Genomic DNA, 26,217 nt, shown 5'->3' with positions numbered 1-26,217 from the left:
CGCTTGGATTCAATGGGCCAAGGCTTCCGCCTGGAACGACAGCAGCTTCTCCGCGGGCACATTCAGCAGGACGCGGGCATCTTTGGCCAGCGGCAGCTCGCGGGAGGCTTGGGCGGGAACGTCCACCGTTACCAGCTCGCCTGCGCCGGAGTGCAGCATTTGGAGATTCAGCCGGTAGAACGGACCGCGGAATTCGACGTTACGGACGACGGCCGGGATGCCTTCGCCCGCATCGCCCGCTCTGACCTCGATATGCTCCGGCCGGACGGCGATCGCCCGCTTGCCTTCCTGCCCGGCTTGCCATACCCCGTCTTCCAGAAAGTTGATCGCCCCGACAAAATCGGCGACGAACGGAGAGTTCGGGCGGTCGTACACGTCCTGCGGCGTGCCGGTCTGAACGACCTCCGCATTGTTCATGACGACGATCCGGTCGGCCATCGTCAGCGCCTCTTCCTGATCGTGCGTCACCATGATGGTCGTAATGCCGAGCTTGGTCTGCAGCTCGCGGATTTCCTGCCGCAGCTTCACGCGCACCTTCGCATCCAAAGCCGACAACGGCTCGTCCAGCAGCAGCATGTCCGGCGACAGTACGATGGCGCGGGCCAAAGCGATGCGCTGCTGCTGGCCGCCCGACAGCTGGGACGGATAGCGCTGCATGACATGCTCAAGATCGATCAGCGCGAACGCCTCGCGCACCTTGAAGTCGATATCTTTCTTGGACCACTTCTTGTTCTGCAGCCCGTAAGCGACGTTCTGGTAAGCCGTCAGGTTCGGGAACAAGGCGTATGATTGGAAGACCATGCCGAAGTTCCGTTTCGCGGGCGGCAAAGCGGTGATATCCTTCCCGTCTACGGCAATCCGTCCATCGGTCGGGCTTTCGAGACCGGCGATCAAGCGCAGCAGCGTCGTTTTGCCGCAGCCGCTCGGCCCGAGCAGGCAGACGAATTCGTTTTTGTACATATCGAGATTAATCTGTTTCAACGCTGTGAACGAACCGAATGATTTGGACAACTGTCGGATCGATAAATACGGTTGCATAAGAGCCTCCTTCAGACCGGCCCGCAGGAGACCGGCTTACTTGCTTTCAGTTCAAGTATAGGCCGGTTTTGTTAACGGAGTATCAAACGCAAGTAAAGATTATGTTATTTGTTTCTTTTTGTTGTGTTTATGTTGTTTTTGTAAGAGAAGTTGGCAAAAAAAGCGCAGAACCTGCGGCTCCGCGCTTTCATTTGGTTTGCGATTTGTTCGTTTGCGTACTATTATTTCTTGGCTTCGCTCTTGTTATCGTAGCGTTTGCTCCACTCGTTCAAGACGCTTTCGCGGTTTTTGGCCGCTTCGTTCAGGTCGTTCTTGATCAATTGCTTGATCGGGTCTTGTTCATAGCCTTCCGGAATTTGGCTGCCGTCGCTCTTCACCGCCAAAATCGCAAAGTTTTTGCCGTATTCCTTCATGGCGTCGTCGCTGATGGCCCAATCGAGGAAATCTTTGGCCGCCTGCTTGACGGTCTTCTTCTTCAGCAGCGCATTGGCTTCCACATCCCAGCCGGAGCCTTCCTTCGGAAACACGACCTCGACCGGAGCGCCGGTTTTCTTCTCTTGGATCCCGCGGTAGCCGAAGGAGATCCCGATCGGATATTCGCCCGTTCCGGCCATCTTCGCCGGTTTGGAGCCGGAATGCACATACATTGCGATGTTGTCGTGAAGCTTGTCCATGTACGCCCACGCCTTGTCCTTGCCTTCCAACTGTACGAGTCCCGACACGGTCAGGAAGCCGGTTCCGGAGGAGGCAGGATTCGACATCGTAATCAAGCCCTTGTACTCCGGCTTAATCAAATCGGCATAGCTTTGCGGAACCGGCAAGCCGCGCTTCTCCATCTCTTTCTTGTTCACGATGAACGCCGTTTCCCAGGCGTCGATCCCGACCCAGCGCGTCGGGTTGTTCTTATCCTTGAAGTCCGGTTGTACTCGGTCGACACCCTTCGGCGAGTACCCTTCGAGCATCCCGTTCTGATCCAGCACGAGCAGGCTCGTTGCGGCAAGCCCCCACACGACGTCGGCTTGCGGGTTATCCTTCTCGGCGATCAGCTTCGCCGTAATGATGCCCGTCGAATCGCGAACGATGTTCAGCTTCACGTCAGGGTACTTCGCTTTATACGTCTCCAGATATTTTTTGATCTGATCGTCTTCCAGCGCGGTATAAACCGTGAGCTCTTTGCTTTTTGTATCGATGCCCGCATCGGCGCCGGCGCTTCCGGTATTGCCCGCTCCCGCAGCTTGCCCCTTTGGCTCAGACTCCGTTTTTCCGCAAGCAGCCAGCAGCATGGAAAACGCCAGCATGAGGATCATCATAAGCGATAAAGACTTTTTCACGTCCTAATCTCTCCTTTAATTGGATATGACTCCTTGGGCTTGGCCCGTTATCCTAACTATAAGAGAGTTTTGTAAAATACAGATTAAATACACGTTAAGATATTGTGTTGTTATTCTTTTTATTGTTTTTAGTTTTGTTTTGTATCAACAACGGCTTTTCTGTCCGTCGCCGCGATAGGCTCCCGTGCATATGGTAGTAGCATACTTGCAAATCTTCTGCGAAGGAGCTGCCCCCATGCCATATCGCATTATCGTCGATTTGTCACAGCGGATGCTTCATCTGCTGGAAGGCGACCGCGTGATCCGTTCGTATCCGATCGCCATCGGCAAAATACTGACACAATCGCCCGTGGGCGAGTACAAGATTGTAAATAAGGTGCCCCATCCCGGCGGACCGTTCGGCGCCTTCTGGATGGGACTGTCTCGCCCGCATTACGGCATCCACGGCACCAACAACCCGGCGTCCATCGGCCACGCCGTCTCCAAAGGCTGCATCCGCATGTATAATGAGGACGTACTGGCACTTTCCCGTCTTGTCCGCCTTGGCACGCGGGTAACGATTCGACCGTAGCTGCCGTAAACGGCAGGAGCTTCCCCGCCCGGTTCCTGCCCGCGGCTCTTTGCCTGCCTTACGGCGCGAAATTCTCATCGCTTGTCAAAGCGGCATTCGGCCGTGTCTTGAACCGGGACAAGGAATGCATAAGCTCTTCCGCCATCTTGCTGAGCGATTCGGCCAACGCGGAAATGTCCTTCATCGTTTCATATTGACTTTGGGCGGAGGCTGAAATTCCGGCGGAATGCTGAACATGGATCTGATGATTCGTTACGACGTCGGACATGGAAGCAGCGACTTGATCGGTGCCGGCAGCCATCTGCTGGGCCGTTGCGGTAACGTCCTGAATTTGAACGGCGATCGCTTGGAAGGTTTCCGTAATGTTGTTAAAGACGACGCTGACCGAATCGATCACCTTCGAGCCCTGCTCCACATCTTTAACGCCTTTCTGCATCGTTTGCGTCGCTTTTTGGGCGGAAAGCTGAATATCTTTGACCAATTGCGATATTCCTTGCGCCGACAGCGCGGATTGCTCGGCCAGCTTCTTGACTTCGCCCGCGACAACGGAAAATCCCCTGCCGTGCTCACCGGCCCGCGCCGCTTCGATCGAAGCGTTCAGTGAAAGCAGCTGTGTCTGATTGGAAATATCGGCGATCACGTTGATAATGTCCGTAATCTTCTGCGAATGCTCGTACAGCTGCTGCATATCATGCGCCGTTTGGCCTACCGATTCGCGGATCGACTTCATTTGGCTGACCGCATCCTGAATCGCCCGGTGCCCTTCCTTGATTTCCTGCATCGACGCATCCGATACTTCCGCAACGATGCTGGACGATTCGGCCACCCTCTGCACCCCGATCGCCATTTCCTCCATCGCCCGCGAGGTTTCTACGGCGCTGTTCAACTGACTTTCGCCGCCGTCGGTCATTTCTTTCACCGCCGCTCTGATATGATCGGAGGCTCTGAACGATTCGAGGGCCGTAAGCTGCTCCGAAGCGGCGGCCATTTGCTCGGAAGCCAAGTGGAACCGGTTGATCATCACGGAGAACGCATCCAGCATCCGGTTGAGATTGTCGGCCACCTGCCCGACCTCGTCCTGACTATCCACCGCCAGCGTCGGAGTCAAATCGCCATGCGAGATTTGCTTGATCGTTTCGGACATTTTCGGGATGGTACGCAGCATGTAACGAAGCAGGAAATAAACGGCCAAGATCAGCACGAGCGTCGAACCCGCGAAATACAAAATTGTCGTCCAGACAAACGACCGCAAGCCTGCCAGCGCTTCGGCTTCCGGCATGACGCTGACGACCAGCCGGTCAACGCTACGGTGGAATATCCGAAATACGCGACCGTCCCCTTGTCGTCTTTTCCAAACATTAAGCCTGCGTCGTTCTTGTCCAACTGCGCGGCCAATTCGCCGAGATCGCCGGTCATCTCTCCAAGCTTCCGCTTCATGACGTATTCTTGGTTCGGATGATACATCATCGTGCCGTTATTATCGAGCAGGAAGGTATACCCGCTCTGTCCGAGCTTGTACGACTCCATAATTTGCGGAAGCGTATCCAAAAACAAATCGACGGCGACAAAACCGATCAATGCTCCCCCGTCCCTTACCGGGTGCAGAATACTGACGACCAGTTTGCCGCTCTGCGCATCGAGATACGGGTCGGTATAGGCCATATCCTTCGCCTTGGACGCCGCCGCGTACCAGGGCCGCTGCTTCACGTCATAGTCCGGCTTGGACAACGCGCCGCCGCTGCCGACATAGAAGCCCCCTTTGTCGCTGGCAACCCATGTAAACGCTATCGTTTTATCCGTTGCGGAGATTTCGTTCAAGGTTGTGTCTACACTTTTATACAGAGGGCCGCTTTGCGCATGATCGGGGGCCTGCACGGTTTTTAAATAGTTGACGATTTCCTGGTTGGTGGCCATTTGGCGGACCAGCGTTCCCTTTTCCTTGAACAGGGCGCCTGCTTGGTCGGCTATCGCTCCGCTCTTGGTGGCCAGATTCGTTTCGATTTCGTTCTGCAGCAAACGGCTGGTATGAGAATAAATCAGATAGCCTGTAAGGCATGAGGAGAGGATAATGACGGCGAGCATCGCAATAGCCAGCTTTGTGGAAATGCTTTTCCTGATGTGTGTGGCAGAAATCCATTGGTGTATGATATTCATGTTGTCGACGACCTCTTTCGATGTAGTTTCCACTAACGCAACCTTCAGCTATGTTGTCACATGGTCGTCTCGAACTTGGCCCTCCGTCCCGGCATGGCCGAGTTGTCTTTCACCGCCTTATGTCCCCCGATTATCGCTTGGATGTCTTCATTAAAAAACAATTCGACTAATTTCGACAATAACCCAATTTGAAAACCAATGCGTATTTTTAAGCCGGTTCCTCTCTTGACTCTCCCTGATTTCTGCATGCCCATAAAATGAGGTATACTGGCTAACAGAATGAAACATTGAACATAAGGTCAGGTGAGCGGGCTTGCTGCGGATATGCGCCGTTACTCACGATTCGGATTTACTTACCGATATTGGACTGGACAGGCTGGACGATCCCGACATCGACTGGTATTGGGTCGACTTTAATCAACCGACAGAGCAGGAAGCGAAGCTGCTGGAAAGCCATTTTCGTTTCCATCCGCTCGCGATTGAGGACTGCTACCATTTGCTGCAGCGGCCGAAAGTAGACCATTACGAAACCGTTCATTTCTTCGTGCTGCATGCGCTCAATCCTCAAAAGCTGTCGGCGCAGGAGGTGGATATGTTTCTGGGCAGCCGCTTCCTGGTGACGTTTCACTTCGGACAGCAACCGGAGCTCGACGAAGCATGGCAGCGCGTGCAGGAGCAGCCTTCCTGCCGGGAGAAAGGACATCTGTACGCCGCCTATCTGGTCATGGACAAGCTGGTGGACGAATATTTTCCGGCGGTGTACGAGCTGGAGGACCAACTGCTCGCAATTGAGGCCGGAAGCCGCAAACGGTCGGTGCAGCAAATGATGGACGATATTTTCGAAATTCGCGGCCGGCTGCTGAAATTGCGGCGGACGATCGTGCCGATGCGCGACCTGCTGTACCGGGTCGTGAACTCGGAGCGAATCGAGGGGGTCAAGGAGCATCTGTTTTATTTTACCGACGTATACGACCACCTGCTCAAGCTGGCGGAGATGATCGAATCGAACCGGGACATGACCGCGGACATGCGCGACAGCTACATCTCCATGAACTCCAACCGGATGAATACGATCATGAAGACGCTCACGGTCATCACGACCATTTTCATGCCGTTGACGTTTATCGCCGGCATTTACGGGATGAACTTCGATTATATGCCCGAGCTGAAGTGGCACGCCGGGTACTTCTTCGTGCTCGGCGTCATGTTCGCCATCGGAGCGGGGATGTTCTGGTGGTTCAAGCGGAAGGGCTGGTTCGACTGAACCGGCGAACCGTGCTATACTTTCTGAAGAGCTTATGGAAAGCTCTGTTTCGTTATAAAGGAGTGCGGGTTTACATGATCATCCAGTTCATTCGTTATCGTTAATGTAAGGTACAGAACAGGCGGCCCCCCATTTTTTTTGAGTTATGGGACGGGTTTCTTTGTGCTGTGCCTTTTTCATTCAACGAAAACGAATGAACGAGGTGTTTTTTTGTGTTGAAAAAAATCGACGCGGCCGCCCGATTGATCGGCCGGCACAGCTCCCTGTTTCAATGTCCCGTCTGCGGGCTAGCTATGGAAATGAACGAGAACCGGACGCTGCTTTGCCGGAATCGGCACGGCTTTGATACCGCGAAGCCCGGCTATATTTCGTTATTAACGAAGGCCGTCAAAAGCGACTACGGAAAAACGATGTTCGAAGCCCGGAATCTCGTATGCCGAAGCGGCTTCTTTCATCCTCTGATCGAGCGGATCGGTCGGACGATCCTTACGAATATAAGTGGCGGTGGCTTGGAGCCGATCACCGTATTGGATGCCGGATGCGGCGAGGGCTCACAGCTGGCGCAGCTTGCAGACGTATGGAAGCGCGAAACAACTGCAGGCTTCCTAGGAGCCGGGCTCGATCTGTCGAAGGAAGGCGTCGCGATTGCCGCGAGAGAGTATGCGGGTTTCATCTGGTGCGTGGGCGATCTGGCGCGGAGCCCTTTTCGGAACCAGTCGTTCGATGTCATCCTGAACGTATTATCCGCCTCGAATTATGGGGAATTCACCCGCTTGCTGCGCAACGACGGCATGTTGATCAAGGTCGTTCCGGGCAGCGGGCATTTGCGGCAGCTGCGGGACGCCTTGTACGATGACCGCTCGCCCAGACAAGCTTATTCCAACGAAAAAACGAGGGCGCTCTTTATGCAGCATTTCGACATCTTGGATGAACAGCAGCTGCGATACGACGTCACTTTGCAAGAGGAGCTGCTGGAACCTCTGGTCCGGATGACGCCGCTATCGTGGGGCGCCCGGGACGAGCAGATTCAGCGGGCGCTGCGGCTGGCGATCCGGGAGGTTACCGCGGATTTCACCGTGCTGGTCGGGCGTGCAAAAGTCCGGTAGTCTGGCTTAGGTATAGATATAGAGAAACACCTCCGGTGCGTTTGAAGCATGCGGAGGTGTTTTTTTGGTAAGGGGGAAAAATTTGGAGTGCTCATTTTCAGCTTGCATTCAGGTTCATGTCACGATTTCTTCATCTTTGTCTGCCATAATGCTTTAAAAAGCAGGCATCTTGTGCAAGAAAGGCTGGACGGAATGGAGCGGAAACACAATTTCTTTTATATTCAAGCGGCCCGCGGCATTGCCGTTCTGCTGGTCATGCTGTTTCACGCTTCGCAAACGGGGCAGCATTATTTCGGATACAATTATCTCGGGATCAGCGAAATGGGACGCTCTGGGGCCTATACGTTTTTTTTCGCTTTGACCGGTTATTTAATGTTCACGCTGTATCGCGAGCAATTCGGAAGGACGGAGCTGTTCGGAACGTTTCTGCTCAAACGGTTCTACCGCATTTATCCGTTATACTGGCTCATCATGGCCGCCGTCGTCCCGATCTATTTTTTGGTGCCGTCGTTCGGCTTCGGATATGAGCGCAGTCCCGGGGTTATTATTAAATCGATGCTGCTGTGGCCGCAGGCTCAAGCGCCGATTCTGGGCGTCGCTTGGTCGCTGACGTACGTCGTGTGGTTTTATCTGATGTTCTCGCTGGTGTTTCTCTTGAAGGAAAAAGCCGTCGCCGCGATCTATTCGGGGTGGCTGACGATCATTGCCCTGAACGAGATCGGATGGATTCAGGTGAAGGCAGGGCTGTTGGAGCAATTTTTGTTTAACGAGGCGCACTTGGAGTTTTTCGCCGGAATGCTCGTCGCCTATCTCGTCCGCAAGCGTTCGCTTGGCCACAGCCTATGGTGGATCGCGGGGGGCGGAGCGGTCTACGCGATTCTTTGGGTACTGCGGTACGAGCAAGCCGGTTTGCGGTATACGGACTTGCTGCATACGTTCGGATCGGCGTTGGTGCTGGTCGGGGTAACGACGTGGAAAGGCCCGGTGTACCGCTGGCTGAAGCCGCTCGCGCTGTGCGGGAACGCCTCCTATTCGATCCTGCTCGCCAGTCTTCCGATGATGTCGGTCACCTTCAAGCTGGCTCGGGCCACGCATGCGGTGGAACGGATCGGGCCGGCGCTCACGGTCACGCTTTGCTTCCTGTCGGGACTGCTGCTGTGCCTTGCCGTGTACCGATGGATCGAAAGACCGCTGAACGCGTTGATCAAGAAAGCCGTGCAAGCACGGAGCCGCCGCAAAGCCCAGGAAGCCTATTCGAGCGCCACGTAGATTCGAAAAGCCGTATTCTATAAGAGGAGGGAAACCCCTGCTTGCGGAATACGGCTTTTTAGGTTCTCACAGCCACGCCGGGGGTGGCTCCCGGCGACGGCTAAGTTATTCCAAAGCGTGATCTGCCGGAGTGTACCCGCCCGACCATGCTTTGCGCGACGTCCAGTCCGCCGCTTCGTTCTGCCAGAACGGGCGGTCCGCCGAAAGCCCGAGCGGCAGAAAAACGGTGGCGCACAAGTACAAGCTGCCGGTGGAAATGTACGGCTCCCCGATTTCCGGCTGATGCCCGCAGAAGCCGATCGTCAGCCAGCCGCCCGCATCGAACGTACCCGGCGCTTCGATCATGCGGCGCATCACCGCGGTCAGCGCACAGCGCACTTGGGCCGGAGAGACATCGTCGGGCAGTTGCTCGCGCAGCGCCATCTGGGCCAGCAGTTGGAACGCGCCGAAGCGGTAAGCGAGCGAACGTCCGACGACGGGAAACGTTCCTTCCGGCGAGATGGTCCGTTCCTGCACGGCGGCGTAACGCACCGCCCGCCCATGGACGCGCTCCCGCAGGCCAGCCCATTCGGGATAACGGTCCCCAACCGCCTCCAGAAGATCGAGCAGCATCGGCTGAATGACGAAGCTGTTGTAGTAGTCCGCATGGTAATGAGGTCCGTCGCCGTACATGCCGTCGCCGAGATACCACTGCTCATGCTGCTTCAGCGAGTAATCGATCCGCATCGGGTCCCACGTGTCGTCACCGATCACGCAGAGTGCCGCTTCGATCATGGCCGCGAAGAGCAGCCAGTTGTTAAACCAAGGCTTCCGGGAACGGGTTGCGCGCAGCGCTTCCTTCACGTTCGCCTTGACGCGGTCGTCCAGCTCGCTCCACAACGCCGTCGGCGCCCGTAAAATCGCATGGGCCAGAAAGGCCGCATCCACGATCGGCTGGTAGCCCTCGGAGAAGTTCATCCGGTCCGGCGACTGCGGATCGGTCGCCGCATCCATCGCCAGCCGCGCCAGCCGGACGTACTCTCCGCGCAGCTCTCCTTCCGCTCCCGTCGTCGGGCCGTGCTCCAGCCACGGCGCAATGCCTGCGAGCAGCCGGCCGTACGCCTCCAGATACGTGTACAGCTCCCGGTCGTCCAGCTTCGCCTCCACCGGCATCCGCTCTTTCAGCTTGCGCTGCGACAGCGCTTCGAGCACCGGCTTCGCGATGCGCTGCATCGTCTGCAGCCAGTAGTCCCGGTCATCGGCATGAGTCGTCACGTTCGATCTTCCTCTCGTTTGATGTTTGTTCCGTCAGAGCCCGCTACATCACGCTGGACCTCGACTTGTACTCCCCAGGCGTGACGCCGATGTATTTTTTGAACACCTTGGAGAAGTACGTCCGGTCCGAATAGCCGCAGCGCAGCGCGACGACCTCGATGGAGTCCTTCGTCTTCTCCAGCAGGTCGGCGGCGATCTTCATCTTGTACCGGTGAACGTAATCCGTGAAATTTTCGCCGGAAAGCTTCTTAAAGTACCGTGAAAAATAGCTCGGGTTCAAATACAAATGCGTGGCAATATCGATCGAGGTGATCGTCTCCGCCAAATGCTGCGCGATGTACTGGTCGATCGTCTGCAGCTTCGGCTCTTTGCTCGCCTGCGGCTCCCCGAGCCGTCGGCCGTTCATGATCTGCCGCAGCTTCAGCCCCATCAGCCCGAGCGCATCGCCTAGCGTCAGCGTCTGCTGCAGACAGGCGTACAGCGTCTCGCCGCTGAACGCCCGGTACTGGAGCTCGACGAGCCGCAGCCTGTCCGCGCACTGATGCACGAACGACGCCGGTTCCGGTCGCAGCTCCAGCGCGGAACGACGAATGCCCGCCAGCGCTTTCTCCAGCAGCGCCTCGTCGTGATCCCGGACCGCCTGCGACAGCTCGGCGTATTCCTGCTCGAACCCCCCGGCTCCCGGATGATACGCTTGCGGCAAGCCGGCCGCGGGCAGCACGGTCACCGGATGCTCCGTGTAGAAAGCAACGTAGCGCTCTCCCGCCATGCGGCGATGGGCTGCGCCAATCTCCGTAACCGCCAGTTTGTCGGCACTGGAGCTGGCGAAGAACGTCGTGCCTACGCCGAGAAATTCTTTGCATTTGGCTTGAAGCTTCGCCGAAAATGCCAGCAGATGCTCCTGCGCATTCCATTTCAAGGAAGGCCGGTAATTGAGCAGCACGGCCAACCCTTCGCCGTCGTTGAAGGTCGTGATACCTTCGAACTCGCCCGCCAGCTCGGCTGCAATGTTCGCGACGCCGTAACGGATCAGCGGCAGGTCCTTGTGCGCATAGCGCGAGAGCACGTCGTAATACGACACGTAGCCGAGCGCCAGCAAAAACGACGGCTTGTCCCAGACGAGGCCGAGCCGGGCGGCGGAATCGGTCAAATAAGCGGCATCTCCGCCGCGCAGCAGCTGCTTGAAAAAAGAATCCCGCAGCACATTGGCATGCCGGCTCCAATCCTCACGGTACGTCAGCTGCTCCGTCTGCGCTTTCGCCGCGCGCAGAAGTCTCACGGATTTCTCCAAGCTCTGCGCCAGCTGCTCGGCCGTCAGCTCGTCCTTAATCAGGTAATCGTCGACGCTCAGCTTGAGCGCCTTCTGCGCATAGTGAAAGTCTTCATGGCACGTCAAAAAAATAACCCGCACCTCCGGCCGCCGCCGCAGCATCTCCGAAGCCAGCTCCAGCCCGTCCATTTGTGGCAGGCCGATATCCGACACGACGAGGTCCGGCCGGAGCTCATCGAACAGCCGCAGCGCCTTGACGCTGGAGTACGTATCCGCGACGATTTGCAGGTCGAGCGCGTTCCAATCGACTAACTGCTTCAAATATTTCAGCATCGGCACATCGTCGTCGATGATCAGGACTTTGTACATGACTATCCCCTCCTGTTGTCCATAGTCGCTCGTCAGGCTCGCATATTCAAAATAACGGTCAATCCTCCGGCCGGATTCGCTCGAAGCTTCATCGTCGCATCCGGTCCGTACGTCAGCCGAAGCCGCTGCAGCACGTTGATCAGTCCGACCCGCCGGTATGTCTGCGGCTTGTCCGTCTCGGGCCCCTCCAGCATCCGGTTCAGCGCCTCCCGCTCCCCGTCCGGCATCCCCTCGCCGTTATCCGTCACCCGGATCTCCAGACGTGAGCCCAGCCGTTCGGCCTCGATGTCGATTTTGGCATCGTCTAGCTTCTCGACAAACCCGTGCAGCAGCGCATTCTCGACGATCGGCTGCAGCAGCAGCTTCGGCACCTCGAATTCAGCCGCCTCGGGAGCCAAAGTTACCTTCAACTCGACGTGTAGCTCGTTGCGCAAACGCATAATGTCCATATAATGCTCGAGCAGCTTGCATTCCGCGGCCAAGGAGGTCGGTTCGTTCACCTTCATGTACGCCCGCAGCAGGCTCATCAGCGAATCGATCTGCCGGCTGTGCCGCTGGTCGCCGCCCAGAATCAGGCTGCATTTGATCGAATTAAGCGTATTAATCAAAAAATGCGGCCGAATTTGCGCAAACAACGCCTGCAGCTCAATCACGCGCTTTTGCTCCTGCTCCTGCTCGATGTTCGTAATGAGCTGTTCAATCTCGTCGAGCATCCGGTTCCACGTCTGTCCGAGCTGCGCAATCTCGTCCTTGCCCTTGCCCTGAAACCGGATCAGCCGGTTCCCTTGGCCGAACTGTTTGGCCATGAAGTCCAACTTCTGGATCGGCCGGTGAAGCCTTTTGGCCAGCAAAAGCGATACGATAAAGAACAGCGCAAAAAACGGAACGACGAACAGCATGGCCATGTAAAAGATTTTATAAATTTGCCCGGCCACCTCTTGGTCGGACGTCTCGTAGATCATTTTCCAGCCGGTCTTGGACAGCACCGCTTCGCTCCGCAGCGTGTGGTCAGACGCGCCTCCGCCGCCGAACCGGACGGAAGCGTCTCCCGCGATAAGCCGCCCTTCCTCATCATAGAGCGCAAAGGTGCCGGAGGCCGCCTGCCGGAACAGCTTCTCGAAGTACGGGTTCGTAATGCCGATGTATAGCGTGGCCAAATAAGCATTGTCCGCCGGGTCCCGGATCACTCTGGCCGCGTAATAAACGGGCTCGCTCTTGCCTCCCTCGGTTTGGACGCGGCTCAGCCACTGCAGCCGCTTCGGCGTATCGAGGTCAACCTGGGACTGAAGCTGCTCCCAGTGCTGCCGGAACGGAGCCAGCTGATCGGGCTCGCTGGACGGGATGATGAAGCCCTTGCCGTTGACCAGAAACATCCGGATGTCCGTATTGAGCGTCTTCGCCAGCACCAGACCGAAAAAGTCCTGAATGTGTTGCTGTCTCTGGTAATCCGCGAAGCTGGTAATTTGCCGGGTATCGGTGAAGCTGCGAAGCTGAGCCCTCGCGCTCGGGTCTTGTATGAAAAAATTCGACGCATATGTCAAATCATCGATCGTCTTCGTAATATCCTTCGCCATCACGTCGACGACCGACTGGTTGGTCAGGCGAATTTTGTCCATCACCGCATCTCGCGTCATGGACAGCAAAAATACCGATACGATGACGATCGGCAGCAAAATGAGAATCAGAAACGAGAGCTGAATACGCCGGTAGTAGGAAAATTGAAACATGCTGTTCATGATGTCGAAAGCTCCCCTCTCTTTTCTGTCCCCATTGTATCACCGGTCCTGCGCCGACCCAAGTATTTGTTCGCCCGAGCCAAAATAAGGGAACGGATCTGCCGCTAACCTCCCATATCTTCAACCGGCTGAATCGATAGAGGAACACACATTCGTTATTCGTGTCGAATTTGATTCAGTGCTCCTCATTTTCCGCATATAACTCACCCAGGATGCTTTATTTCATCTTTACCGCCCGATCCATGGCGATTAACGCATCTGCGATGCGCTAAGAGTGTTGAGAAAGTGGTCAAACGGGATTATAGAGGTAACGAAGGGGTGGGGTATCCACTTCCGACCACTCTTGTCTTCGGGAAATTTGATTGGAAGCTGCTTAATAGCGGACATTTCCCGAAGACAAAGGCGGCCGCTATCGCTTCTCCAGTGGACACCCCACCTACGTATGTTTCTCTATTTTTGCTTAGACCACTTTCTCAACAAGCTCAACGCATCTGCGATGCGCTATTTTTACCACAAGTCCTTCGACTGACCGGGCCTGAAAAAAGCCGTGCTTTCCAACGCCCGGTTCGTCGTGGCGCAAAGAAAGGACGCCCTGCGGCGCCCCTTTCCTTGATTACTTTTTGCTATTCTCTTTGATGACCTTGTTCGCCTGATCGACCATTTGCTTCTGGGCGTCCTCGGCAGACTTGCCGTCCAGAATGAACGAGCTAAAGCCGTCTTCGAGCACTTTCTTCAGCTGTGGCGCATACGGCGCAACAACCTCGGACGGAGCCGGTGCGTGAATGCGTTTGTCGAACAGCGCTTTGTCAAGCGAGTCGGTGTTGAAGAGATCTTTGCTTTTCGCGATCGTGCCTTCGATGATCTTCTTGTCGTCGGCCTTCTTCCAGCCGGACAATTCCTTCTTCGCATCCGACGTATTCGTCGTTACGAAACGGATGAACTGATACGCTTCTTCTTTATACTTCGAACCGGCAGCGACGGAAATGAACTGTCCGCCGATGCTCGTTTGACCGAGCTCCGCATCCTTCGAAGAGCGTGGCACCGGCGCGAACGCCACTTTGAAGTTATGCGGGTACTTCGTCACGTCGGCCGAGTCGGCAACCATCCAGCTGCCGGTCACGAGCATGGCCGCTTTTTCGTTGAAGAACTCCGTCCGGTACGCCAGCTTCGCGCCTACAACGTCGGCGAACGGTGTCGTGGACTTGTCTTCTTTCTCCATCGCGCGGCGGAGGTTGAAGAACGACAGCATCGATGGGTCGTCGAATTGGGTCGTGCCGTCTTCCTTCAGGAACGCATTCCGCTTCTCGTTGAACAGAATCGGGTTGGCGTAATCGCCCCAGTTATGGAAGTAAGCGCCATATCGTTTGCTGTTGCCCTCGCCTTTGGTCAGCTTCTTCGCGTATTCGCGGAAGTCGTCCCAGGTCCAGCCGACCTCCGGCACCGGCAGGTTCGCTTCGTCGAGCGCCTTCTGGTTCAGCAGAACGATCCAGTTGCTGCGCTGGTACATGGCGGCGTAGTTTTTGCCTTTGTACTTCGGATTGACGTAATACTCGTCCTCCGGCTTCACGTTCTCTTTAGCGTACATATCGTCCAGAGGAGCCAACACGCCTTGCGCCGCGCGGGCCAGCGTCTCGTCGATGCTTGGGAACAGCACCAGGTCGATCTGCTCGCCGGAAGACATCGTTACGTCCAGCTTCTTGAGCGTCTCTACCGAGTTGCCCGGTACGAGCGGCACGGACTCGACTTTGATGTTCGGATATTTCGCTTGGAACTGGTCGATAAGCGCCTTGGTCGTCGCGCCCATAACCTCATTGTCCCAGTTGTAATATTTCAGCGTCACGTTCTTCTGTCCGCCTTCGCCGGACGCTTCCTGCTTCTCCGCCCCTTGGCCGCAGCCGCTCAGTACGGAAACCGCAAGTACCGCCCCGCTCAACAGCAACGCGCTTGTTTTCTTCATGTGAACTCCCCCTCGGGTCATGATGATGTAGGTCTCTATAGCTGCATTCTAATGCTTTCACGCCCAAAACGATGTGTCTAATTTTTGCCTGTCCCGTGCAATATTTTGACCTTTATCCTTTTACCCCGCCCAGCGAGATGCCGTTAATGACCTGCTTCTGCAGCACGACGAAAATAATCAGCAGCGGCAGAATCGCAGACAGCGAAGCCATCATGATCACCGCGTAGTTGTCGGCGAATTCGTCCTTGAACATTTGCATCCCCAGCGGGATCGTATACAGACCTTTGTTGATCAGGAAAATAAGCGGCGTCTGGTAATCGTTCCATGTCCAGATGAACTTGATGATGCCGACCGTCGCCAGAATCGGCTTACAGAGCGGCAGGATGATGCTCCAATACGTTTTAAAATAGCCTGCGCCGTCGATTCTGGCCGCCTCGATAAAGTCACTGTGAATCCCCATCATAAACTGCCGAAGCAAAAACGTGAAGTAGATGGAAAACATCCCCATCAGAACCATGCCCGCGTGCGTGTTGTACATATGCAGCCATTTCATCAGAAGATAGCGCGGCACGAGCGTCGCCTGCTCGGGAATGACCATGAACGTCAGCAGTAAGCCGAAGGCGAGATCCCGGCCCTTAAAACGCAGCTTCGTGAACGCAAACGCCGCCATCGACGAGAAGAAGATCGTGCACGCTGTCATGATCAGCGCTAGCTTGAGCGAATTCAAGTAAAAGAGGTAAAACGGTACCTTGCCCAGCCAAACCTCTTGGAAGTTGCCGATAAAGTTCCAATCCTTCGGAATCCAGCGGATCGGAAACTCCATGACGTCCTTCTCGAACTTCGACGCGGCCGAGATCATCCAAATCAGCGGAACCAGGAACAATACGGAGAACGCTCCGAGAAGGATCGTCAGGAGCCATTTAGTGAGATCGAATTTTCGTACAGGCATACCCTTTCTACTCCTCTCTAGTAATGTACTTTGCGCTTCTGGAGCTGCCAAGTGGCCAGCGTCGCCAGTCCGACAATCGCGAACAGGAGCCAGGAAATCGCGGAAGCGTAGCCCATCTTGAAGTTGCGGAAGCCTTCCTCGTAGATCCGGAAGACGATAACCGTCGAAGAGTCGTTCGGTCCCCCGCCGGTCATAAAGGCGACAAGGTCGAATACCTTGAACGAAGACATCAGCAGCGTGATGAACAAAAAGGACGTCGTCGGCCCGAGCAGCGGCAGCGTAATCTTCGTAAATTTATGCCAAGGCGAGGCGCCGTCGATGCTGGCGGCTTCGTACATTTCTTCGGGAATGTTCGTCAGGCCCGCCAAGTAAATGACAATCTGGTAGCCGATGCCGGCCCAGATCGCAATAATAATGATCGAGAGCAGCGAGTAGTTCGAATCCGCCAGCCATTTGGGCGGGTCCGTGATGCCGAGGCTGATCAGAAACTGGTTGATCGGCCCTTTCGAAGGATGGTACAGCGCACTCCATACCGCGCCAAGCGCGACGAGCGACGAAATGTACGGGATGAAAAAAGCGACCTTAAAATAGCTTTTCCCGTAAACGCGCGAATGAATAAGTACGGCGAGAATCAAGGCGAGCAGCATACCGACCGGCACCGTGAGCACCGTGTAAATCAAGTTGTTTTTGAGCGCCATCAGCACTTTCTCGTCATCGAAGAGCTTCGCGAAGTTCTCGAGTCCGACGAATTTAATGGAAGAAATACCCCCGACCAGATTCCAATCGCTGAAGCTGAGATATAGCGAAAACACGACCGGAAATACGTAAAGCAGCACGATCCCGACAAATTCGGGAGCCAGAAACAGCCAACCGACCAGCGCTTCCTTTTTGGAATTGTTCCATTTGGATTTGGCCGCGGCGCCCGCAGTCCGGTTCGAAAGCTTGTTTGTCTCCATCGTTATCACCCCTGTAAGTGAACAATACTATTGTTGATTCTTACTATATAAGAGGCTCCTCCCCCCGCGCTGCGGACGATTCTGACCGAGTTGTGCAAAATTTTTACCATGCCGGTAGATTGGAGGGAGGCGGGGCGGGCGATTTTATTCGGCGTCGGGCATAGCAAAAAGGACAATCCGGGTTGAATCTCAACCTGAATTGTCCTCTTCGGGGTATTATTCGTAATTTCCATTCATGTCGTGCGGATAATGTAGCAGCCGGGTACTTACTTGTTGCCCTTTTTTACTTCTTCCAGGGTGATGACATTCGCTTCGATCAGCGGAGTGATTTCCACACTAAAGTTCATGCCGTTGATGATAAGCTTCAATTTGTACTCCTTTTCATTGATCACGATTGTTGCTTCGTCGCCTGTTGCCCCGCCTCTGGTACCTTTATATTTTTTATCCAGAGCATCCAGCAAGTCTCTGAGATCAACCCAAGCCGCACCGTCTGCTTTGCTTACCGCATCATTCGATTTTTTTACGGTTTCCTCCGTTTTCCCCGTGTCTTTCTTTACGTCCGCATCAACTTTTTTTACGGTTTCTGTGGCCGATTGTTCATTCTTGGCGGGGGGTGTGTAGGTCGTACTTGTCACATTGGTGAGTTCAATCGTTTGGGTGTCTTCTTTATACGACACGGTGTATCCGGTTAATTTCCCTACCTCGCGAACCGGCAAATAAGCCGTACCGTCATATACCAGCGGAGTCGTCTCCAATGCAGTGTCCACACCGTTGATTTTGAAATTGAACTTGGCAAAGACCGCTTTGATTTCTTTGCCGATATCTTCCGCTGCAAACGCCGTCGCCGCCGAACCAAGCATCATTCCCACGGTAAGACCGACTATGAGTTTCTTCATTCTAGTAAAACTCCTCTCCAAATTGTGGAATAATTTTCATATAAGTAAGACGGAAGTTGCACAACAAATGTTTCACTTTTTTCTATTATTTTTCATTTTGCCAACGAGCCCGGATTCCGTGTAAGATAGTCGTGAATACTATTATTAAAGGAGGGGTGACTGTGACGTTCGGAGCCCGCGTATTGAAAACGGGGATTGCGGTTACCCTGGCACTGTATATTAGCGTACTGGTCGGTTTCACGCCCCCCGTCATCGCCGGAGTCGCTGCGATTTTTGCCATGCAGCCGTCCATTTACCGGTCGTGGCGTTATTTTCTCGAACAGCTGCAAACGAATACACTTGGGGCCGTGCTGGCCTTGGTCGCCGGTATGATTTTCTCGAACGACCCGGTCGCGGTCGGTATCGTTTGCATCCTTGCCATTATGATCTGTCTGAAGCTCAAGATGGAAGAAACCGTCGGGCTGACACTGGTGACCGTCATCGCCGTCATGGAAGCGTCCGGGCAGTGGGATTTCGCGCTCAACCGGTTTTTGCTGAGCTTAATCGGGATCGGCTCCGCTTTTTTGATCAACATTACGTTCTTCCCGCCCCGTCCCAGGGTACAGTTCGTGAAGCAGATCGAATCGATTTTCTTCAAAATGTCTCTGCTGCTGCGCACGGTCATTTCGGACGAAATCAAGGAAAGCGTATTCCGCGACGAAAAGCAGGCGCTCGAGGGAGCCCTCAAATCACTGACGGACAAGTACACCTTGTTCGAAGAAGAATTGCATAAGCTCAAGCGCGCCAGATTCAGCGAGGCTCGTCATTTGGTCGTCTACAAGCAAATGCTGCACACGCTGCATAAAGGGATGGCCGTGCTGGAAGCCGTGGAGGAGCATTATTTTCAAGCAAACCGCACTCCGGAGATCGACCGGGAATTCGACCGCCATCTGGAGAAGTTGATTAAATTCCATGAGCACGTGCTCTTGAAATTCGAGAATAAGCTGAAAGAGAACATTTCCGAAGCCGCAGTTATCGAAGTGGAAAACGACCGTTTCCTGAAGAGCCTCATGAACCGGTACGCCGATGCCAGTGACGGCGACCTGCGCCTCTCGATCGTAGCCGCGGCCATGTATGATTACGGCTACCAAACCGGCAGGCTGAACAAGCTGGTCGAGCAGTTCGACCGCGGCGCGGAGGATAAGGAGAACGAGCTGCTGGAATCCGTGTCAGCGTGGATTAGTAAGAAGTAGGGGGAACGGCCCTTTTGCAGACGATGCGCTGTAGGAGGGCTTTTGCATCAAGTAACCGTGCGGGATGGATATCTATTCAACGCAATAGAAACTTTTATTCGGCCTTCCTCAACAATCAATTCTGATTGAAAAGCTTTGTATGTGAGGTGACGACCTATGTCCGTACTTGCCGAACGGTTAAGGCACTTGAGAGAAAATAAAGGCTGGTCTCAAACCTATGTAGCCGAACGATTAGGTATCAAACGCAGCAGCACTTACGCCAATTGGGAGTACGGGATACGTGAACCGGATACCGAAACGTTGGTTAAGCTTGCGCAAATCTTTGAAGTGACTACAGATTATTTAACCGGAGCATCGGACCATGTCCAGTTTCCGCCATTAGACGAGCTGGATCGGAAGCTATTTCAAGCGATTCGCAGCTTAAACAATGAAGATAAGGAATACGTGCTAGGATTCATACAACGAATTAAAAATAAGTAACGACATGACTGACATAATAAAAAACCAGGATGCGCTGTGACGCACATATCCTGGTTTTTCGTTTACCCCTGCGTAAACTTCCTCATCAAAACCCTTTTCCCCCGATCGGCCGGACCTTTACGCCGCCGACGTCCGCAATCAAATGCCGGCACCGCCCGATGAGCTCGCGCACGTTTTCGTTTTTCAGCGACGCGGCATGCGCCTCCTGGCTCTCCCACAGCTCCGTAATCCATAAGACATCCGGCTCGTCTTCAGCCTCATGCAGAATATAATAGATGCAGCCTTCCATGTCATTGAGCGTATCGGCTTCCAGCATCATCTTCGCAAGCTCTTCCCGTTTCCCCGGATGGGCCGTCAATTTTCCGAACATGGCGTATTTGCTCATCATTCATCTCCCTTTCTACTTGTGTGGTTAGATAACATCGCTTCGTAATGCGCGAGTATGCGGGCGCTGGCCTCGGTCATTTTCCGGACGAGCAGCTCCGACTCAATATGCAATGCCGTACTGTACGGCATTAGAAAACAGGGCACGTAAGTCTGCAGCGTCGAACGTTCCAAACGGAATACGGCTTCTTCGGGTTGACGCTCCACAAGCGCATGGCCGAACAACCAATGCCGGCACAGCTCGTTCAGCACCTGCTCCTTCCCTTGAATATGCACGGTCTCGAACTCCGCTGGTCCGGACGGATCGGGAAGCAGATTGCCGAGTAGATGATCTTTAGCGGAGAACCCCGCCGGACGCTCGAAGCATCCCTCAGTCTCCCGCAGCCCGCGTATGCGGTCCACGCGAAAGCTCCGTATCTCTCCCCGGTAGCCGCAATGCCCGATCGCATACCAGCTCCCTTTCCAGAAGACAATACCGTAAGGGTCGAACAGCCGCGGAGGGGAGGTCTCCCCCTTGCCCCGGTCATATTCCATTTCCAGCGTCCGCCCCTGTCCGGCCGCCTCCTCCAGCACTTGCAGATGGGCCTGATCCCCGCCGTCGGCGGGCGGATAAATGACCGACAAGCCGCCGCTATGGCGCTCAAGCAGGTCCAGCTGCTTCTCGTTCGCATAGCGCTTCAGCTTGTCCACCGCCCGGGCTAAAGCGTCCGAGTAAGGATACCCGGCCTCCTTGGCGAAGATCGTGGCATGGATCAGCCCCTTCTGCTCCTCGGCATCGAAGACGAGCGGGGAATCGGCGAAACGGCTCAGGATGCTGTAGCCGCCGTTTGGACCCGATTCCGCGACGATCGGCACTCCGCTGGCGCATAGAGAATCAATGCAGCGGTAGACCGTCCGCACGTGAATCTCCAGCTCTTCCGCCAACCGCCTGGCGGTCATCCGCTTGCCCGAGCGAAGCATCCAGAGGATCGATAACATATTGTCCGCTTTCGTCATGGTCCAAACCTTCTTTCCCGCAATCGTCTGGAATCGTTTCTTTTGTACGCCGGTCAGTCCAAAGGCGCCTTTCCCTTATCCACCCAAGTCTCGTAAGTCGGGCCATAGATTTCAGGGGGACGCAATCCGGCTTGCCTCATCAGCACCGTCATCTGGCCCCGGTGGTGAGACTGGTGCATGAGGAAATACCGCAAAGCAGCGCTGATCGGCCATTTCCCTCCCCCAATCGTGCGCGACTCGCGAAGTGTGTCATCGGTCCATTGCGTCGTTACGGCTTCGAGCAAAGCCTGCTTGATGCGCCGGTACTCCTCGGCGATGCCTTCCGCCGATTCCGGAGCTTTCGCGCCTTCGCTCACTCCCCTGAAATCAAGACCCAACGAGGTCATAAAATCAATCGACGTGACCAGATGCCAAGCCAGCGCTCCCAACGTGCGGCGATCGGCGTCAATCCTCCGTTGTAACGACTCGTCGGTCAGTCCACTCAAAACCTGAGCGGTCAATTCCGCCTCCTTCTCCCACTCCGCCGCAAAATTCGTTATCGTCGTAAACATGCCCATTCCTCCCGGGATCTTTTTTATCCTCATCATGAGTATAATTTCAGATCCCTGACAGAAACGGTCAGTCATTCTGATGAGCCATTCATTCTTTTCCGGACGGTAGCTTTCCCATTAAACCCGCATCGCTTTCGCCAGCGCAGCCAATTTGTTCATCGTATTCCAGTTGCGTGTGGTCACCGTATCGCCCAGCTTGTTCAAATGCTTTGCCAGCTTGGAATCCAGTATGCTTCGACGGAACAAGAAGTAAATCTCGCATCCATGGATGTGGTATTCATCGTTATCTCGTTCGCTGGCGGACAGCAGGTCGACCACCTTCTGCGGCGGCGTTTCGGTCAAGACGGAAACGTGGATGCTCTCGCCTTCCGCCAAGGGGATATCCGCATATGGACAATCCGCAATGATTTGCTCCAGTTCCTCGGCCGTCCTTAAGACAACGGTGATCGAAATGCCAAAAACCGCTCTAATCTCCTCTTCGATCCGCTGGCGCAGCGTCTCCGGGCTCTCTTCCGATTCGAACAGAACATTGCCGCTTTGAATATACGTTTGGACCCGATGCAGGCCCATCGTTTCCAGCATGCGCTTCAATTCGGCCATCTTGATCTTATTATGTCCGCTCACGTTAATTCCCCGCAGCAGCGCGATATAAATGGTCATTCTGCCACCTCTTCTTCGGAGTATAAATACAAGGCTGGGACATGCTCTGCTGTGAATTTGCTAATTCTTAGTATACCTTTGCCGTACCCTTTTGAATATGTTTTTCATAGGTCGGAGCGATATGTTGTCCATGACGGACCGCAGCTAATACGATATTGTTTTTTCGCGATAAGCCAATTTTTGGTATACTAACTTTAAAAGGAACAGCGCGAGGTGAATCATGAAAGACCCGGTTATCGTCTTACCTTACAACGATTCGTGGCCTGATGAATTCAAAATCATCGGAGAGCGTATAAGACAAGCCCTGGGAGACGCCGCCATACGCATCGACCATGTTGGGTCCACTTCCGTGAAGGGGATCGACGCGAAGCCCATCATCGACATTCAAATTTCGGTGAAGCGGCTTGCATCCCCGGAGACTTACAAGCCGCAGTTGGAAAGCATCGGCTTCATTCACCGGGAGGATAACCCCGACAAATCCAAAGCCTATTTCAGAGAACGCACGGGAGCGAAAAGAACCCATATCCATGTCAGGGAGCACGGCAGTTGGTCCGAGCAACTGACCCTTCTATTTAGAGACTATTTGCGCTCCCATCCGGAAGCTTGTACGGCCTACGTCAAGGAGAAGCATCGTCTCATGGAGCTATACCGGAATGAGCGGGAGAGCTACGTGGAAGGGAAAACCCCTGTGATTTGGAGCATTTTGCAGCAAGCGCATTCCTGGTCTCAAGAAACGGGATGGCGGCCCGGAAATAGCGACAGGTAAACCACAAAATGGAGGAGAAAAACATGAACTACCAATTGGAAAGAGTCGACAGCGAATCGGACGAATACGGGTTCGTTCGGAATCAATTGATAGCTTACAATCTCAAGAACGTAGACGCTTCCTACGATTTCATAAACTTCATTGTAAAAAATGAAAGCCAAGAGATCATCGGCGGACTGCTTAGCCGTCGGTTCGGTGAAGGTATTTTCGTTGAAATGCTGTGGGTAGATGAAGGCTCGCGTAAATTGGGACTGGGTTCGCGCTTGCTTGAAGAGATCGAACAGGCCGGACGGCAGCAGGACGTAAAACTCATTTATTTGGACACCTTCAGCTTCCAGGCTCCGGATTTCTATAAAAAGCACGGCTTCGAGGTGTTCGGGACTCTGGAGGATTTTCCGGTCCAGGGGTGCACGAAATACTTTTTGAAGAAGACTCTGTAGCAGGTAATGGAAAATGGTGAAATTCGACCTGATATCGGACGTTCACTTGGACTTTTGGGTGGAGCATTCGGGGAATTTGACGAAAATGAACCGGCAGTTGGATGCCTTTATTCAGCTGCTTTTGCCTGCCTCTCCCTCAAGCACCTTAGTCATCGCCGGCGATCTCGGACACTTCAATAAGCAGAATGCAATGATGCTTACGAGGCTTAAGGAACATTACCCACATATCGTCATCGCGGCAGGCAACCACGACTATTATTTGGTATCGAAATCCATCAAAAATAAATACAAAAAGAACTCGTTCCACCGATGGGCCGAAATGAAGCGGCTCCTTGAGCCACTGCCGGACGTGCATATCCTGGATGGAAACTCGATCGAGATCGACGGGATTCGGTTCGGCGGCTGCGGCATGTGGTACGATTTCCAGTACGGTCTCCAAGTATTAAAGGCTGACGAGGACCAGATCTACGCCCATTGGAAAACCATTTCGAACGATTCTGCGCTAATCGAAGGAAGACCGAGATTGGTGAATTGGATGTTTCAAGAAGAGAATCGGAAGCTTCACCAAGTTCTCCCGGACAGCGATGTTATCGTAACCCATGTATCGCCGGACTGGACGCATGTCCCTGCCGACCGGGCAGATCAGCTGGCGACGAGCTTTTATTATTTTGACGGTTCGGAGTACTTTGGGCATATTCACCATAAGATATGGTGCTTCGGGCACGTACATAGCCGGATGGATTATACCAGCCATGGCTGCCGGTTTATCAATGCTTCGCTGGGTTATCCGGACAAGAATAACGGAGTACCGCAACCTATCGTGACCATTCAACACAAGCCGTAACGAAAGGATCGCGTTGCCAATGCATAAAACCCATCCCATTTTGCAGGCAGTTTTGGTTATTCTGTGCTGCCTGTCCTTCATCTACGGAGCCAAGCTAATCGCCGATGCCATTCAAGCTGCCTTCGTGCCCAAGGATTCGAGCAAGCCACAAACACTGTCCACCACAATGCTCCTAACGGACGAAGAGGCGGCGAGCTATGTGGGGCTGTCTGAAACAAGCTTCAAAGAGCTGGTCAACAAGTCGGAAGCGATCCGAGAGAAGCTGTCGGCTTACGATACCGATAGATACATTTCGTTCTTTCAAATGAACGGTCGCCGGTATTACAGCAAAAGCACGTTAGACAAATGGATTGACTACCATATGCAACATTCAAGAGGAAAAGATCCGTTTAGCAATTGACGTACTGCTGCAACTCGGATCAGCCCACCCGCGCATAGGGTGAGTAACTTTTATTCAGAAAGGATCTGTCACTGTGAAAAAATACGTCGAAGGCTGGTTCGTCACCACAATCGCCTATCTTCTCTGCCTGTTTGTCACCGTTCAAGCCTACATGCTGACGACCGGCCTTCCCGTCGACCGTCAGCGACACATTTCAGGCGCGATTATTGGATCCAGCGTACTCATCCTCCCCTACATCGCAGCAGGGCTGTATGCAAGAAAGCAGTTTGCACGGCCCCGTCAAGGAGCTTTCTGGATCAGTATCGCACCCGTGGTGGGAGAGCGGGTTTTGTTGTTTCTTATCGGCGCGACTTTTGTAGCCTCAGGTGGGGATGGCGGCGGTGACGGAATCGTGAATTGGACAAGCGTGTTGCAGTTTGTTGGGGCGGAGGCGCTTCCGTATTATACGAACACGTACATCGCATCCGGAATAGTCAGTATCGCCGTTTGCATAGCAGCAGCTTCCATTCGTAAATCCGAAAAAGGACAACTATAAAAGGAGCAATATCCTATGGCTTCCAAGACCGCATCGTTCTCCCAATCGATCCAGTCCTACTTAACCTATACCAAGATGCCTTGGGGACAACTATTCTATGCAACAGCCTGGCATCAAATCGACCGTTTTCTCGAAGAGGCCGGACAATCGATTCTGGATATCGGCTGCGGCTTCGGCATCACCGGCTCGGAGTATGCCAGGAGAGGAAATCGGGTGACGGGCATCGACCCCACGCCGGAAATGATCGAAATCGCGAAGCAATCCGCAGCGGACCACCGCATAAGTATCGATTACAGGGTGTCCACGCTTCAAGAGGAGCTTGCTTTACCGGAACAGTATGACTGGATATTTTGCCATAACGTCCTGGAATATGTGGAGGAGCCCGGAGAATTGCTCAATCAAATCAGCTCGAAGCAGAACGAACACGGCTATTTATCCCTCATCGCTCATAATCCGGTTGGAAAAGTAATGAAGAAAGCGGTCATCCTTAAAGATCCCGAGGAAGCCTTGCATGGCCTCGAAAGCGATCAGGAATATAGCAGCGTCATTCAAACGGACATCACCACGTATCCCTATGAACGGCTGCATCAGTGGCTTCAGGAAGCGGGTTACGAAGTTCTGGACCGGTGCGGCATCCACAACATCTACGGATACATTGCCGATAACGAAATCAAGCATCAGGAAGAATGGCATCGCCGGGCCGTGAAACTGGAACTCGAATTAGGACGTCTAAGTCCGTATAGAGATATTGCGGTATTCACCCACCTTATCGCCCGAAAAAAATGATAGCTTCCACTACGAATAGCAAA

Annotated in this window: 27 protein-coding genes; 12 read left to right on the top strand and 15 right to left on the bottom strand. The window is 54.1% G+C overall.

The window, feature by feature from the left end; translation table 11 throughout:
- Positions 1-9: 9 nt before the first annotated feature.
- Together KQX66_RS08325 and KQX66_RS08320 are read right to left on the bottom strand one after the other, a co-directional pair.
- Positions 10-1,038: a putative 2-aminoethylphosphonate ABC transporter ATP-binding protein gene (locus tag KQX66_RS08325; protein WP_216791951.1), complete on the bottom strand. Its 1,029-nt coding sequence runs from the start codon at positions 1,036-1,038 to the stop codon at positions 10-12.
- Between the two features lie 221 nt (positions 1,039-1,259).
- Positions 1,260-2,369, bottom strand: coding sequence for a putative 2-aminoethylphosphonate ABC transporter substrate-binding protein (locus KQX66_RS08320; protein ID WP_438804181.1), 1,110 nt, complete (start codon positions 2,367-2,369; stop codon positions 1,260-1,262).
- Between the two features lie 235 nt (positions 2,370-2,604).
- Here KQX66_RS08320 and KQX66_RS08315 point away from each other — a divergent pair, with 235 nt between their 5' ends.
- A complete protein-coding gene (locus KQX66_RS08315; protein ID WP_216791950.1) occupies positions 2,605-2,940 on the top strand; it encodes a L,D-transpeptidase in 336 nt (111 codons plus the stop codon).
- 58 nt (positions 2,941-2,998) lie between these two features.
- Here KQX66_RS08315 and KQX66_RS08310 read toward each other — a convergent pair whose 3' ends face one another.
- Both KQX66_RS08310 and KQX66_RS08305 read right to left on the bottom strand, forming a co-directional pair.
- Entirely contained in the window at positions 2,999-4,219 is a 1,221-nt protein-coding gene (locus KQX66_RS08310; RefSeq protein WP_216791949.1) for a methyl-accepting chemotaxis protein, read from the bottom strand.
- Positions 4,135-5,094 (bottom strand): cache domain-containing protein, encoded by a 960-nt coding sequence (locus KQX66_RS08305; protein ID WP_216791947.1) that lies wholly within the window; start codon positions 5,092-5,094, stop codon positions 4,135-4,137. The genes KQX66_RS08310 and KQX66_RS08305 overlap by 85 nt, the downstream gene beginning before the upstream one ends.
- 313 nt (positions 5,095-5,407) lie before the next feature.
- On the opposite strand from KQX66_RS08305, the gene corA reads away from it, so the two are divergent.
- The 3 genes from corA to KQX66_RS08290 all read left to right on the top strand — a co-directional run bounded on the left by corA (position 5,408) and on the right by KQX66_RS08290 (position 8,733).
- On the top strand, positions 5,408-6,358 hold the full coding sequence (corA, locus tag KQX66_RS08300; protein WP_216791944.1) for a magnesium/cobalt transporter CorA: 951 nt from the start codon (positions 5,408-5,410) through the stop codon (positions 6,356-6,358).
- A 212-nt stretch (positions 6,359-6,570) separates the two neighbouring features.
- Complete coding sequence (locus tag KQX66_RS08295; RefSeq protein ID WP_216791942.1) at positions 6,571-7,464, top strand: putative RNA methyltransferase; 894 nt, start codon at positions 6,571-6,573, stop codon at positions 7,462-7,464.
- A 171-nt stretch (positions 7,465-7,635) separates the two neighbouring features.
- Positions 7,636-8,733 (top strand): acyltransferase family protein, encoded by a 1,098-nt coding sequence (locus tag KQX66_RS08290; protein WP_216791940.1) that lies wholly within the window; start codon positions 7,636-7,638, stop codon positions 8,731-8,733.
- 105 nt (positions 8,734-8,838) lie between these two features.
- Here KQX66_RS08290 and KQX66_RS08285 read toward each other — a convergent pair whose 3' ends face one another.
- The 7 genes from KQX66_RS08285 to KQX66_RS08255 form a co-directional block, all read right to left on the bottom strand.
- Positions 8,839-9,987, bottom strand: a complete 1,149-nt coding sequence (locus KQX66_RS08285) for a DUF2264 domain-containing protein (protein WP_308647189.1) — start codon at positions 9,985-9,987, stop codon at positions 8,839-8,841.
- A gap of 43 nt (positions 9,988-10,030) precedes the next feature.
- Positions 10,031-11,626, bottom strand: a complete 1,596-nt coding sequence (locus tag KQX66_RS08280; protein ID WP_216791938.1) for a response regulator — start codon at positions 11,624-11,626, stop codon at positions 10,031-10,033.
- Positions 11,627-11,658: 32 nt separating this feature from the next.
- Entirely contained in the window at positions 11,659-13,362 is a 1,704-nt protein-coding gene (locus KQX66_RS08275; protein WP_216791936.1) for a cache domain-containing sensor histidine kinase, read from the bottom strand.
- Positions 13,363-13,975: 613 nt separating this feature from the next.
- Positions 13,976-15,319: an ABC transporter substrate-binding protein gene (locus tag KQX66_RS08270; RefSeq protein WP_216791934.1), complete on the bottom strand. Its 1,344-nt coding sequence runs from the start codon at positions 15,317-15,319 to the stop codon at positions 13,976-13,978.
- Between the two features lie 112 nt (positions 15,320-15,431).
- Positions 15,432-16,268: a carbohydrate ABC transporter permease gene (locus KQX66_RS08265; RefSeq protein WP_216791931.1), complete on the bottom strand. Its 837-nt coding sequence runs from the start codon at positions 16,266-16,268 to the stop codon at positions 15,432-15,434.
- 17 nt (positions 16,269-16,285) lie between these two features.
- Positions 16,286-17,224, bottom strand: a complete 939-nt coding sequence (locus tag KQX66_RS08260) for a carbohydrate ABC transporter permease (protein ID WP_010493294.1) — start codon at positions 17,222-17,224, stop codon at positions 16,286-16,288.
- Between the two features lie 266 nt (positions 17,225-17,490).
- A complete protein-coding gene (locus KQX66_RS08255) occupies positions 17,491-18,120 on the bottom strand; it encodes a stalk domain-containing protein (RefSeq protein WP_216791929.1) in 630 nt (209 codons plus the stop codon).
- Positions 18,121-18,281: 161 nt separating this feature from the next.
- Between KQX66_RS08255 and KQX66_RS08250 the strand changes: the two genes are divergently transcribed.
- Positions 18,282-19,352, top strand: coding sequence for an FUSC family protein (locus KQX66_RS08250; protein ID WP_216791927.1), 1,071 nt, complete (start codon positions 18,282-18,284; stop codon positions 19,350-19,352).
- Between the two features lie 156 nt (positions 19,353-19,508).
- Positions 19,509-19,832 carry a helix-turn-helix domain-containing protein gene (locus KQX66_RS08245; RefSeq protein WP_216791924.1) on the top strand — a complete coding sequence of 108 codons (324 nt, stop codon included), beginning with the start codon at positions 19,509-19,511 and terminating at the stop codon, positions 19,830-19,832.
- Positions 19,833-19,917: 85 nt separating this feature from the next.
- On the opposite strand, the gene KQX66_RS08240 is transcribed toward KQX66_RS08245, so the two are convergent.
- The 4 genes from KQX66_RS08240 to KQX66_RS08225 form a co-directional block, all read right to left on the bottom strand.
- Positions 19,918-20,217 carry a putative quinol monooxygenase gene (locus KQX66_RS08240; protein ID WP_216791922.1) on the bottom strand — a complete coding sequence of 100 codons (300 nt, stop codon included), beginning with the start codon at positions 20,215-20,217 and terminating at the stop codon, positions 19,918-19,920.
- Positions 20,217-21,212, bottom strand: coding sequence for a helix-turn-helix transcriptional regulator (locus KQX66_RS08235; protein WP_216791919.1), 996 nt, complete (start codon positions 21,210-21,212; stop codon positions 20,217-20,219). The genes KQX66_RS08240 and KQX66_RS08235 overlap by 1 nt, the downstream gene beginning before the upstream one ends.
- A gap of 53 nt (positions 21,213-21,265) precedes the next feature.
- Positions 21,266-21,763 (bottom strand): DinB family protein, encoded by a 498-nt coding sequence (locus tag KQX66_RS08230; RefSeq protein ID WP_216791917.1) that lies wholly within the window; start codon positions 21,761-21,763, stop codon positions 21,266-21,268.
- Positions 21,764-21,880: 117 nt separating this feature from the next.
- Positions 21,881-22,423 (bottom strand): DUF1697 domain-containing protein, encoded by a 543-nt coding sequence (locus KQX66_RS08225; RefSeq protein ID WP_216791915.1) that lies wholly within the window; start codon positions 22,421-22,423, stop codon positions 21,881-21,883.
- A 220-nt stretch (positions 22,424-22,643) separates the two neighbouring features.
- Between KQX66_RS08225 and KQX66_RS08220 the strand changes: the two genes are divergently transcribed.
- The 6 genes from KQX66_RS08220 to KQX66_RS08195 all read left to right on the top strand — a co-directional run bounded on the left by KQX66_RS08220 (position 22,644) and on the right by KQX66_RS08195 (position 26,194).
- Positions 22,644-23,189 carry a GrpB family protein gene (locus tag KQX66_RS08220; protein ID WP_216791913.1) on the top strand — a complete coding sequence of 182 codons (546 nt, stop codon included), beginning with the start codon at positions 22,644-22,646 and terminating at the stop codon, positions 23,187-23,189.
- A gap of 23 nt (positions 23,190-23,212) precedes the next feature.
- Complete coding sequence (locus KQX66_RS08215) at positions 23,213-23,629, top strand: GNAT family N-acetyltransferase (RefSeq protein WP_216791910.1); 417 nt, start codon at positions 23,213-23,215, stop codon at positions 23,627-23,629.
- Between the two features lie 13 nt (positions 23,630-23,642).
- On the top strand, positions 23,643-24,473 hold the full coding sequence (locus tag KQX66_RS08210; RefSeq protein WP_216791908.1) for a metallophosphoesterase family protein: 831 nt from the start codon (positions 23,643-23,645) through the stop codon (positions 24,471-24,473).
- Between the two features lie 19 nt (positions 24,474-24,492).
- A complete protein-coding gene (locus KQX66_RS08205) occupies positions 24,493-24,873 on the top strand; it encodes a helix-turn-helix domain-containing protein (protein WP_216791905.1) in 381 nt (126 codons plus the stop codon).
- A 73-nt stretch (positions 24,874-24,946) separates the two neighbouring features.
- Positions 24,947-25,408 carry a hypothetical protein gene (locus tag KQX66_RS08200; protein WP_216791903.1) on the top strand — a complete coding sequence of 154 codons (462 nt, stop codon included), beginning with the start codon at positions 24,947-24,949 and terminating at the stop codon, positions 25,406-25,408.
- Between the two features lie 15 nt (positions 25,409-25,423).
- Complete coding sequence (locus KQX66_RS08195) at positions 25,424-26,194, top strand: methyltransferase domain-containing protein (protein ID WP_216791901.1); 771 nt, start codon at positions 25,424-25,426, stop codon at positions 26,192-26,194.
- Positions 26,195-26,217 lie beyond the last annotated feature (23 nt).

Origin of the sequence: Paenibacillus oleatilyticus, from assembly GCF_018998565.1 — a bacterium.
GTDB classification, from domain to species: Bacteria; Bacillota; Bacilli; order Paenibacillales; family NBRC-103111; genus Paenibacillus_G; species Paenibacillus_G oleatilyticus.
This window is presented reverse-complemented; position numbering and strand designations above follow the sequence as displayed.